The 11,484-nt window shown below is 42.2% G+C and carries 13 protein-coding genes; 5 read left to right on the forward strand and 8 right to left on the reverse strand.

What is annotated here, in order from left to right; all coding sequences use genetic code 11:
• Window positions 1–52: 52 nt before the first annotated feature.
• The 5 genes from C508_RS0112405 to C508_RS0112425 all read right to left on the reverse strand — a co-directional run bounded on the left by C508_RS0112405 (window position 53) and on the right by C508_RS0112425 (window position 7,745).
• Window positions 53–3,133: an efflux RND transporter permease subunit gene (locus tag C508_RS0112405; RefSeq protein WP_018703886.1), complete on the reverse strand. Its 3,081-nt coding sequence runs from the start codon at window positions 3,131–3,133 to the stop codon at window positions 53–55.
• Entirely contained in the window at window positions 3,130–4,260 is a 1,131-nt protein-coding gene (locus C508_RS0112410) for an efflux RND transporter periplasmic adaptor subunit (protein ID WP_018703887.1), read from the reverse strand. Before C508_RS0112410 ends, C508_RS0112405 begins: the two co-directional genes overlap by 4 nt.
• The gene (locus tag C508_RS0112415) at window positions 4,247–4,477 is read right to left on the reverse strand and encodes a hypothetical protein (protein WP_018703888.1); all 231 of its coding nucleotides are present in this window, start codon (window positions 4,475–4,477) and stop codon (window positions 4,247–4,249) included. Before C508_RS0112415 ends, C508_RS0112410 begins: the two co-directional genes overlap by 14 nt.
• A 122-nt stretch (window positions 4,478–4,599) precedes the next feature.
• Complete coding sequence (locus C508_RS0112420) at window positions 4,600–5,229, reverse strand: TetR/AcrR family transcriptional regulator (protein WP_018703889.1); 630 nt, start codon at window positions 5,227–5,229, stop codon at window positions 4,600–4,602.
• A gap of 185 nt (window positions 5,230–5,414) precedes the next feature.
• Window positions 5,415–7,745: a diguanylate cyclase domain-containing protein gene (locus C508_RS0112425; protein ID WP_018703891.1), complete on the reverse strand. Its 2,331-nt coding sequence runs from the start codon at window positions 7,743–7,745 to the stop codon at window positions 5,415–5,417.
• Window positions 7,746–8,160: 415 nt separating this feature from the next.
• Here C508_RS0112425 and C508_RS0112430 point away from each other — a divergent pair, with 415 nt between their 5' ends.
• The 4 genes from C508_RS0112430 to C508_RS0112440 all read left to right on the forward strand — a co-directional run bounded on the left by C508_RS0112430 (window position 8,161) and on the right by C508_RS0112440 (window position 9,601).
• Window positions 8,161–8,376: a KTSC domain-containing protein gene (locus C508_RS0112430; RefSeq protein ID WP_018703892.1), complete on the forward strand. Its 216-nt coding sequence runs from the start codon at window positions 8,161–8,163 to the stop codon at window positions 8,374–8,376.
• A gap of 234 nt (window positions 8,377–8,610) precedes the next feature.
• Entirely contained in the window at window positions 8,611–8,817 is a 207-nt protein-coding gene (locus tag C508_RS0112435; protein ID WP_018703893.1) for a hypothetical protein, read from the forward strand.
• Window positions 8,818–9,091: 274 nt separating this feature from the next.
• Window positions 9,092–9,271, forward strand: coding sequence for an Ada metal-binding domain-containing protein (locus tag C508_RS20850; protein WP_281167291.1), 180 nt, complete (start codon window positions 9,092–9,094; stop codon window positions 9,269–9,271).
• 24 nt (window positions 9,272–9,295) lie between these two features.
• Entirely contained in the window at window positions 9,296–9,601 is a 306-nt protein-coding gene (locus C508_RS0112440; protein WP_018703894.1) for a DUF898 family protein, read from the forward strand.
• 120 nt (window positions 9,602–9,721) lie between these two features.
• Here C508_RS0112440 and C508_RS0112445 read toward each other — a convergent pair whose 3' ends face one another.
• Window positions 9,722–9,913 (reverse strand): hemerythrin family protein, encoded by a 192-nt coding sequence (locus C508_RS0112445; RefSeq protein WP_018703895.1) that lies wholly within the window; start codon window positions 9,911–9,913, stop codon window positions 9,722–9,724.
• The gene (locus C508_RS0112450) at window positions 9,907–10,104 is read right to left on the reverse strand and encodes a bacteriohemerythrin (RefSeq protein ID WP_018703896.1); all 198 of its coding nucleotides are present in this window, start codon (window positions 10,102–10,104) and stop codon (window positions 9,907–9,909) included. The genes C508_RS0112445 and C508_RS0112450 overlap by 7 nt, the downstream gene beginning before the upstream one ends.
• 356 nt (window positions 10,105–10,460) lie before the next feature.
• Here C508_RS0112450 and C508_RS0112455 point away from each other — a divergent pair, with 356 nt between their 5' ends.
• Window positions 10,461–10,781 (forward strand): ArsR/SmtB family transcription factor, encoded by a 321-nt coding sequence (locus C508_RS0112455; protein ID WP_018703897.1) that lies wholly within the window; start codon window positions 10,461–10,463, stop codon window positions 10,779–10,781.
• A 423-nt stretch (window positions 10,782–11,204) separates the two neighbouring features.
• On the opposite strand, the gene tnpA is transcribed toward C508_RS0112455, so the two are convergent.
• Window positions 11,205–11,484 (reverse strand): IS200/IS605 family transposase (gene tnpA, locus C508_RS0112460; protein WP_018703898.1); only part of this gene is annotated, 280 nt, incomplete at its 5' end.

Below are 11,484 nucleotides of genomic sequence, written 5' to 3' on the forward strand. Positions count from 1 at the left end.
TGTTGGGCATTTTTCCAAAAAGGGCGGAACCACACACCAACAACGCTTTAGCTTACTGATAAGGCTCTTCCTTTAATGAAGTTCCCTCCTCCGTCAATTCATTTCTATAAAGAGTGGCGTACATCGTCGGCAGCACTAAGAGCGTTAAAATCGTAGCAATAAGAAGCCCGCCGGCAATCGCCACAGCCATCGGCCCCCAAAAAATACTGGACACAAGGGGGATCATCGCTAAAATGGCGGCTGCCGCTGTCAGCATAATCGGCCTAAAGCGAGTTATTGCTGCGTTAACAATCGCTTCCCGCAAAGGTTCTCCTTGTTTGATATGCTGCTCAATTTGATCAATAAGAATTACGGAGTTACGGATAATAATACCCGCAAGTGCGAGAATTCCCAGCTGAACCACAAAGCCCATAGGACGCCCGGTTACCAACAAGCCGAGGCTAACGCCAATAATCCCCAAGGGAGCGGTCAGAAGGGTCAGCACCATTTTTGATATATTTTGCAATTGAATCATAAGCAAGCTTACAATAATAACCAGCATCACCGGGACCGGCCCTAAAAGCCACCCGATTGCTTTCACGCTCATTTCCGTAGAACCGCCAATATCAATACTATACCCTGGCGGCAGAGCGCTGCGAAGATCCTGCAAGTCTTCATACGCCTGCTGTGTTGCGTCATTGCCCAGCACTCCTTCGGCCGTGTTTGCCTGAACCGTAATCGTAGGCTTAAGATCACGCCGCCAAACCAGGCCTTCTTCCGCTTCAAAGCTAATCTTAGCAATCTGATCCAACGGTACAAATTTCCCATTTCCTATAGGAACCGCCAAGTCTTTGATCTTCGAAAGATCATTTCGGTCCGCCGGATTAATACGAAACACAATCCCTACGGTTTTATCTTCTTCACGGAACTCAGAAATCGTCGCTCCCGAGAGCAAGGCCTGCAAATTAGCTGCCACAGTTTGGCTGTTGACTCCTAACATGCGCGCCTTATCTTGATCAACATGCAAATGCATAACTTTGCTTTTTTCATGCCAATCTAAATTTACATCGGTTACGTTACGGCTTGCCGCCATACGGCTTTGCACCTGCTCCGCAATCTCTCGCACCGTATTATGATCGTAACCGCTGACGCGAAGCATAACCGGATACGCAGCCGAAGGACCGGACTGCAATATCTTGATATTGCCGCGCACATCCGGAAATTCCGCCGCCAACAATTCATGCGCCTTGCGTGCAAGAGCTTCCCTTCCTTTCACATCCGTACTCGTAAAGACGAATTGTGCATAATTGGTATCCGGCAGAACCGGATCGAAGGTCAACACAAAACGAGGGCCTCCCTGCCCTGTATAGTAAGCGTAATTCACTACATTAGGATCTTCGTCAAAGTAGTTTGCAAAGCGGGCAGCTTCCTTCTCCGTAGCCTGAATGGCAGCCCCCTCTGGCAAGCGCATTTCTACGATCAGTTCCGGCCTTGCTGAAGCCGGAAAGAATTCTTGCCTGACCAGTCCCAAAAGCAAAACAGAGCCGACAAAGCATGCTGCGGTAACCGTTAGCACTTTTTTTCTGTGCAACAAGCACCATGATAGCGTTTTGCGAAACATAAGATAAAACTTAGTATTATACGCATCTTTTTCATGCGCTTTTGGTGAAACTTTGATCAGCTTATATCCCAAAAGAGGCGTTACCAGTACGGAAACCAACCAAGAAATAAGCAAGGCAATGGTAATTACGGAAAATATGCTTCCAACAAATTCCGAAGCTGATCCCTTAGAAAAACCGACCGGAATAAAGCCGGCACAGGTAATTAAAGTTCCTGTTAACATCGGAAAAGCCGTTGAAGTATAGGCGTAGCAAGCCGCCTCAAAGCGAGTGCAGCCCTGCTCTAGCTTAACAATCATCATTTCCACGGCAATAATCGCGTCGTCAACCAACAACCCCAGGGCTATGATCAACGCCCCTAAGGAAATTTTATGGAGATCAATGCCAAAAATCTTCATGGAAATAAAAACGCCCGTAATGATCAAAGGAATGCACAAGGCGACCACAACGCCGGAACGTACGCCCAAACTAATAAAACTAACAATCAGCACAATAATAATGGCTTCCGCCAAAGACTTTACAAACTCGTCAATCGATTCCTTGACGACCTTGGGCTGATTCGAAAACGAAGACAAATCCAAACCAGCAGGTAAGTCTTTTTGAATTTGAGCCACTGTTTTTTCTAGGTTATTCCCTAATTTGAGAATGTTTCCCCCTTTTTCCATCGACAAAGACAATCCAATTGCTGGCTGACCATTATAAAACATCTTCGAATCTGCAGGATCAACATAGCCTCGCGTGATTTTCGCAATATCGCCTAAGCGAAAGGTTCGCCCATTCGCTCGGATCGGAAGCTCTTTCAAATTCTCAAGATTTTCAAAGGCCCCGGTGACTCGCAAATGCACATTATCAGTCGAGGTTTGAAGCATACCGGAATCCGCCATGGAGTTTTGCGTTTGCACTGCATTCGTAATATCAGTAGTCGCAATACCGAGTTGAGCCAGTTTTACCGTTTCGATTTCAATATATATTTTTTCCGCTTGCACCCCCGTGAGTTCAACTTTTTTTACATTGGGTACGGTTAATAGGATTCTGCGAATTTTTTCCGCATGCGCGCGCAGCTCCTCATAGCTATAGCCATCACCGGTTAAGGCGTAAATACAACCAAACACATCATCAAAACGGTCATTAAAATACGGTCCTTGAACTCCGCTGGGAAGGGTGTCTTTGATATCGTTAACCATGTTGCGCACTTCCAGCCAAATAGGCCGTATTTGGCTGTCGCTGACAGCGTCGTCCTTCAAGACAACGGAAATCTTAGACTGCCCTGGAGTGGACTGGCTTTTTAAATAATCCAAGCCAGGAGTGTCCTGCAGCTTTTTTTCTATTTTATCGGTGACCTGCTCTTCGATTTGCCGCGCCGTCGCTCCAGGCCAATTTACAGTCACTATCATTTCACGAATCGTAAAATCAGGATCTTCCATTCTGCCTAGATTTTGATAGGAGTAAATCCCACCCAGAAATACAATCCCGACAAAAAAATATACCAATGCCTTATGCTTTAATGCCCATTCTGTCAAATTGATTCGTTTCACGCTTTATTTCCTCCGGAGATTTTCACTTTTTGACCCTCACGCAGCCTATGAACGCCTGCGGTAACGATTACTTCTCCATTTTCAACGCCAGACAATATTTCAATGCTGGCATCTCTAAACGCACCGGTTTGAACGGGCCGCAGCTGAACAACTCCTTCTTTTACAACCCATACGCAAGGCGAATTGTTCGTCTGATAAATCGAAGATAAAGGCACCAGGGCCTTAACCGGGCCATTTGGGCTATCAGCAATTTCCACAGCAGCCGTCATGCCCAATTTTACCTCCGACGGTGCATTGAGCAGTGTTAAGCGCGCTTTATAGGTCCGTGTGACTGGATCGGCCATAGGGGAAATCTCGCGCACCCGCCCTTCTGTCGCAATATCGCCGAGCGCCCAAAAGGTTATTTTGATCTGCATTGCTTTGCGCAGCTCTTCCACTCGGTTTTCGGGAACATTGATTTCTACTTCCCTCTCGCCGTCTTGCACAAGCGTCAATACGGCTTGTCCCGCCCCGACAACCTGCCCGACCTCAACGTTTACATTGGATACAACGCCGTCTTTATCTGCATAAAGAATGCTATAGCCCAATTGATTAGCCCCTTGGGAATACTGGGCGCCTGCTTGCGCCGCAGAAGCCTTGGCCACTTCGTATGCACTTTGATACTGATCTAGCTGCGCTTGACTTATAGCTCCTTGCGAATACAACTGCCGGTAGCGATTTAAATTATTTTCCGCTAACTTGAGCTGTGATTCTGCAGAATACGTGGCAGCAACATTGCTGTTTACTACCTGCTGCAAATCTCTAGAGTCAATCTGCATAAGCGCATCGCCTGCATGAACAATGCTCCCTAATTCCACATAGCGTTTAATCAGCTTTCCCCCGACTTGAAACGATAATTGGCTTTCAAAACGTCCGCGCACTTCTCCCGAATATACATAATTCTGTTTGGTTCCAGCCGCCGTCACGCGCCCGGCTCGTACCAACAGAACCTCTTCGGTTGCCGTTTTCGCCTGACTATGTTCTTTCCAATAAAAGGCGCTAACAGCGCATAAGCACAGCACCACTGCTAGGCCGCAATAGTAGCGCTTCTTTTCCACCAACACCGTATATTTCCTAATTAAATTCATCTTTTTCGCCCTCTCTCTTCATGGGTATATATTGAACAACCGGCTCTTCGTATACACAAACTCGAATCATCGCCCCCGCTTTCATAAGCTCAATTCTTCCAAGACGTCGATTTTCCCAAAGCCGCTCTTGCACCACTTGTTTCGTAATTTCTTCTACTTCTTGCTCGTCAAAGTTTGATGCAGCACTGACCCAGACCCCATACAAAAACAACTGCATAGCTCGCCGCTCCTTCCTCTACCACTTCGTCGTTTGAATAAAAAGCCGCCATTTTATGACTCTAGTCAGTTAATTGGTTTAAAAAACTGCCATCCATGAACTACCTTCATGAACGGCACTTTTTATTTGAAATTTTTATTCAAAGCAAGTGTTTCCCCTTGCAAGTCGAGTACCTGTCCCAGCAAGTTTTCGGTAAGCACAAATTGAGCGTGCAACAATTCATCCGCAATCCCCTCATAAAATGCTTCCAACAAAGAGTCTAACAGCGCTAGCATGACTCTAACCGTCACCACTGCATTGACAACCTGAAACACCTTGCACTGTACGCCGCTTTCTACAATCTCAAGCAACACCGGCTGCAACTGCTGTTTGCCTTGCCGCGCCAGCTTATCCATAAAACAAATGGACTTATCATTATATAAATACTCAAACAAAAGGCCCTCGCCATTATTGTTGAGCATATGAAACACTTCATTAATGACACGTTCAATTTTTTGCGTCGGAGAAAAAGAAGGCGATCTGGCAATAACTTTCGCTTCCGAAAAGAACTTGGAAAAATGGCGATTAATCAAGGCCTCTAAAATATCTTCCTTCGATTTGAAGTAATAATAAAACGTCCCCTGAGCCACGCCCATTTTTTTGACAATATCGCTAATCGCAGTTTCATGATACCCATTGGCGTAGAACATCGGCTCCGCCACATCAAGAATTTCATTAATACGAATCTGCGGGTCTTGTGGAGGCCGCGCCATTTTGATCACCTCATTAATTGATTCTAGTCAAATTATAATCCCCGCAATCGATGCCTGTCAATATTCACAATCGTCGTTTCTCTACTTTTTCAGCCTTAGAACTTCAACATGAAGGTAGGGCCGAACAAAAAAGCTGACGAAACACGCTTCGCCAGCTTTTAGAATATCAGCTTTCTTTTCATTACCTAGCATTTTTCCTCACATCTTTTGCTGCTCGCACACGCCCGCTGCATTCGCTCTTTTCGCACGCTCTTATTCCAATACATTGCATCATCCGCTTTGCGAAACACTTCATGAATAGGCGTATCCTCAGCCCCAATACTCCATCCTAACGATATATGCAGAGGAACTTCGCCCCCTTCCTTATTGGATATATCTATTTTTTCTTCGATTTCATTGCAGAGCATCTTTATTTCTTCCTCCGAGGTTTGCGTTAGATAAATCACAAACTCATCGCCTCCAACGCGCGCAACAATATGCTTCTTTTGCGACCGCAAAATACTAGCCGCTTGTTGTAACAGCCGGTCCCCAAATTGATGGCCCAGCTTATCATTCACCTGCTTTAAGCCATCTACATCGGCCACGATAATCCCAACTGGCCGTTTGTTTTGCAAATTTTCGTCGGTAAGCTGTTCTTCCAAATACGCGCGATTATACAGTCCTGTTAAGGCGTCATGGTAACTCAGATGTTTTAGTTGTTCCTCCATGGCTTTGCGTTCCGTAATATCCCGAATCAATAGCAATATCTCGTTATCGCCATAAAAAACCATGCGAAATTCTTTGATTATTTTCTTTCCATCAAGTAAAAATTCATGCTCATAATGCTGCATCTCACCGCTTGCAACGAGTTTTTCAATGAAAAGACTATTTACCTTCTGCATGGATTCAAGCCACTCTTCCGGGCGTTCTTTCTTGCCATTTTTCGGATAGGTTATTACTTCCAGTATGTTCCCTGTAGCATCTAAACGCAGCAAGGTATCTGGGATAGCATTAATAATGGCCTTGTTTTTCCTTTCGCTTGCATAGATCATTTTTTCCCATTGCTTTTGTTGTGTTTGGTCTATCAAAGTCCCTATAATCGACCATTTGCCATCGATATAACAAACAGTTGAATAGATATCAGCGTAAATTATCGTCCCCGCTTTAGAACGTACTCTGAATTCATAAGACATATTCGCTTTCATTTCATTATTTTTTCGTCCTTCAAAGCATCGTTCCACATCTGCTTTATCTTCTGGATGGATGAGGTCCATAATACAACCTAGCGCTTCCATTTCGCGCGCGGAATAGCCAAGCATCTCGCACAGCCTAGGATTTACATAGTTAGCTTTTCCTTTTTCATCAATAATATACACGCCTACCATTGAGCTTTCTGCTAGCACGCGGAATCGTTCTTCTGTTTCCATTAATTTGGTATTAATCCAATCTAGCTCTTGTATATCTTCAATTAGCTTTCTAGCCATAGTTTGAAAAGCTCGGTAAATCTCTCGTAACTCTCTGGGGCTTTCTTCGGGCAGCACTCCCGTTTCCGGCAGAAATTGCAACATGCCAAGTTCAATTTTCTGAGCTTGGCCAATTAGAATCGAAATAGGTTGATTAATTCGTCTTGAAAAAAAAGCTGTGCAATATAAGACCAAAATTCCTAATCCGATACTAATCAGGGCTGCAATTAGAATCTTATTATAAACAGACTCTAATATCTCATATTCCTCAATCTCACAAGCAACCACCCATCTACTCTTCTCTAAACTGCCATATGCGCCTAGCACCTTCTCCCCGTTAGCCTTTTCATATACTCCAGAAATAATTTTTCCTCGTTCCGTTCCATAAAGAGACTCTACAACAGGTCCTTCCCTGGGATTTTCTTTGCTATCATTAGGTAATCCTAGCCGCGAAGAATTAATCTTCATCCCAGAATGAGCAATCAGATAGGTCTCCCCTGTAACGCCCAAATGAAATTCTTCCATCGCCTGAGCTATTGCATCAAGCTTTACTGCGCTCACAACCGCCCCTAGAAACTCTTCGTGGTCATTAAAGACAGGCGCACTAAATACTACAATCCACTCTTTACTAGAACGGCCTTGTAATGCATCACTAATATACTCTTCTCTATGCTTTGCCCGTTGAAAATATTCTCGATCTGAAACATCTTCGCCAGATACCGCTCTTCCATTTGCATTAATAAATGTAATCCCAGTAATATGAGGATTGTTTTTAGCAAATAGTTCTGCACGTTGAAAAAATGTATTTAAGTCGCCACGACGTACAGACGGCAATTGAGACAACGTCCGTACCCGACTCGCATTATCTTCGAACCAATGCGTTATATAGTTCGTTTCTAAAAGAACGGTTTGCTCAAAACTCTTCAAAGCAAACTCACGAGCGTTATTAATTTCATAGTAAGTAAAAACGGAAAACAGCACTACACCTATCAACCCCATAGATACAATAAGCAGTCGAAAATAACCAGAAATTGTCCTCAAGAAAGCTTCTTGTACTCGTTCTAAAAGAGTCATCGCATTTCTCTCGCTTTCGCTTTTGACATTTTCTTAAGTGCAAGTTTCTATTCCGCTACTACGCAACTCCTATTATGAAAACCGATATTTTCTTCTTCGCTGCACGATATCTTCTGCAACTGATACAGCTTTTATTATTTTAGATTATTCTGTAATTGGCAAGATATTCCTTTTATTGTGAGAACTATTTTTCATTTTCTTAAAACAAACCTGTACTACTGTCTCTATACTATCTTCTCTAGAAACCCAGGCTTACTACACGCTTCGTTTCCACCTTCCATTTTATGGATTTAAGTTGTTTCTTGCTTCCAATTATTTTTATTTGAATTTTTCGATTTATTTCTTGAGGTCAAGTGCTTCTAGTGTTAAAATAGTAGTTGAGAATCGTTATTTTTACTAATCAAGAGGTGATGTCATGGATAAAACTTCAACCAACTTGAAACATTTTTCCAATATCAGCTATAATTCCACTTCCTACGTTTTAGAAATTACTTTTGATGATGGATCGATCCATCGGCATCCTGGAATCTCACAAACTACACATGATGCATTAATGTCCGCACCTTCTCCTGAACAGTATTATCAAGAACAACTCGAAAAAATTTATCCCTTTCAAAAAATTGTTAAATAAATTAGTTTTATAATCTACTATAGTGAATATTTCATGTTAGAATACTATTGCTAAACCATTTTTCTTTTTTATGCCGTTCGGTGTTAACAAACCGAACGGCCTTTTTTATAGTTAACCTTTCACACCATTAAGTTTGAATTCATAACCCGTTGTCCAGCCCGCAAACTAGTAGTACAATAGTCTCGCGAGCAATAGTCCTCAAGGCTAAATTTCTAATTCAAAGGAGCTAATCCCATGAGTCTCTCGTTTAGCGGTCAAGAAATTATGACCATCTACCTTCACTTCATTCAAAAATTAAGAGATTTAGAATCTCAAAAAAACCAGCCTGACAGCCTAGAACATCTTGAACACATCAACCAACAAATCAAGCAATACTCTGCTGTTATTGAAAAGATAGAAAAAACGTACCCTCGCATTAGCGATGCGCAGAAATTCTTGTGACAGCTTAAATATCTACGAATAAATCAAAGAAGCCCTTAAAGAAATCTATGCCATAGTGAGCGAATGCCACTACAAGAGGTCCTGTGAATGATCAACTTTATTAACGCAGACGAATTAAAGAAAAAGCACTTCGTGTAGGGCTCTTTTTACAATATTAAAGTGGCTCGAACAAATTGATCCACTTCTTGATGACTAGCTCATTATAAACTTGAAGGGAGTTTAGCAGTGAAAAAAAAAGCCTTTTCTTTTAATGTCACTCCTTCTGCTGGTAGGAATGTTGGCCAGCTCCGTCGCCCTTGGGTCCGACTACATAGGCAACAGCAACAGTCATAAATTCCACTATGCAAGCTGTCGTTATGTAAGCCGCATGAGCGAGACCCATAAGATTTTTTTCGAAAGCCGAGACGAGGCGATCGATGCAGGGTATGTGCCGTGCAAAGTTTGTCGCCCCTAAAAGCAATTACAAAGGAGGTTTCCCATGCAAGGTTCTTTTGAGTTTCGCGGATCTGGATTAGGCTATTTCTGGCTCCTATTATGGACAGGCTTTCTATCAGTCATCACACTGGGTCTATACTTCCCCTGGGCCTATTCCGCTCAACAGCGCTGGATCACCGCTAACACCTACGTCAACGGTAAACGCCTTGTTTTCAACGGCACTGGTATTGGTTTCTTCGGGCAATGGCTGCTTATTATGATTCTAACCTTTATCACACTGGGATTATATGCACCATGGGGATATTGTCAATTTAAACGTTGGGAGACGAGCAATACGGAGTTTGAGTAATAAAAAAACCGCCCGAAGGCGGTTTTTTTATCACTCAAAGCTATTTCTCAAACACGTTTATAATTTCTTCTTTTCCCTTCTGCAACACTTGGCATGCCTGGCTTATTCGATTTCAAAGTATCATTTTTTATATTTTATATCTACTTTCATAATATGGTTCAAAAACCAATTATTTAGAAAAGTTAGCATCTCAACAGACGTATTAAGTTTTCCCTTATCTACGCTTTCCTTAAATTCTCCAATTTTATTGAGAAATTGAACGTGCTGCTCTTTTTGCAATAAAACTTCCGGGTGGTTATTATTCGCTAACATTTTTCCTCATTTTCAAAGTGAGTAGATGCGTAACTGTTTAGTTCAGTTACTAGTCGAGAAACGACTTGCTTGCTCTCGCCTTTCTTCATCGAATCATACAATGAAGAAATCATAGAAACCAGTTTCTGATGATCCGCATCCATTGCAGGAACATTAAGAGCAAACTTACTTTCCCATCCTTGTAAAGCCATTTTCATTCCTCCTTAAAAAAAGCTTTCCACGAACAGAACCTATTGTGTAATTTTCTACATACTTGCCAAATTCTTTTCATGCTAGGAAATAATTTTGAATACACTTTAACTATTCCCCCCTTTGCATTCTTCGCATAATCTGCACGCTCTAAGTACGTTTCACCCATTAGTGAATTCCGCGCCATTACCACTTCGGCAATAAACGTATATTCATCAATTTATTTTCCCTGGGCATTTATAACATTTTTGTAACTTAACACTATTAGTAATTGATCAAATCCATTATTTGTAATAAAATATATTTAACGAAAATTATTTTTAATTGAACAAAGAGTTAGAATAAGGAGGTATCTCTTGTGGAAAAAGCTATAGCAAAAATAACAGCAGACTATTTCAAAGCGGTGTCTCACCCTATTCGCGTCAAAATAGTCAAGCTATTAGCAACAAACGAGCTCTGTGTACAGGACATAGTGAATGACCTGGAAATTGAACAATCAAACCTATCTCAACATTTAAGCGTGTTAAAAAAGCAGGGTATTGTTAGTTCACGAAACGCCGGAACACGAGTCATATATTGGTTAAATAGTCCCTCCCCAAATAAAATCATCTCAGAAGTTGAAGAAGTTTTAAAAACTCAGATAAAGCAAAATCAAGAATTATTGAAGCGTTTTGGTTAATTTGAATATAAAAATAGCCCTCAGAGCGATGTAACCCCCATAAGGTAGATTTTTAAAGTCTAACTTTTTGAGGGAAACATCTCTAAGGGCTATTTTTTATGCACTACTGTCCCTTTCTTCAGCCCCATAGCCCATGCCGTCGCTCGATGTTCACAGGCAAGTCGTTCTTCATACCCTCGCGGCTACCGAAGTTTCCCGAATACTTGCCATGCTTGAACTCACAACTGGACTAACCTGAAAAAACGTTAGAGCGCCAATCCAGGCAGTTGGCTTTCAACAGGCAAACCTAGGGATACAAGTCAGTCAAAACAGTCATGACCGCCCGTTAAACGGGCGGCATGCACCAGCCCTATAAGGGCTGATTACTAGCGGCACCTAAAAGTGCTGCTTTTCACTTCGTTCAAGCCATCTTTGCACTTGGTACTAGCTACCCCTGAAGGGGTCTTCTAACTCTTTTACACTAATTTTATCCATCATTTGATCTGCTTTCTCTTGTTCTCTTATATACTTTTTTATTGTAGCTTCATTAAGGCCAACTGTACTCACATAATATCCAATTGACCAGAAATGTCGATTCCCAAATTTGTATTTCAAATTCGCATGTCGATCGAATATCATTAATGCACTCTTTCCTTTTAGATAACCCATTATATATGACACACTATACTTGGGTGGTATGGATAGCAGAAGATGGATATGGTCG

Source organism: Anaeromusa acidaminophila DSM 3853 (assembly GCF_000374545.1).
GTDB classification, from domain to species: domain Bacteria; phylum Bacillota; class Negativicutes; order Anaeromusales; family Anaeromusaceae; genus Anaeromusa; species Anaeromusa acidaminophila.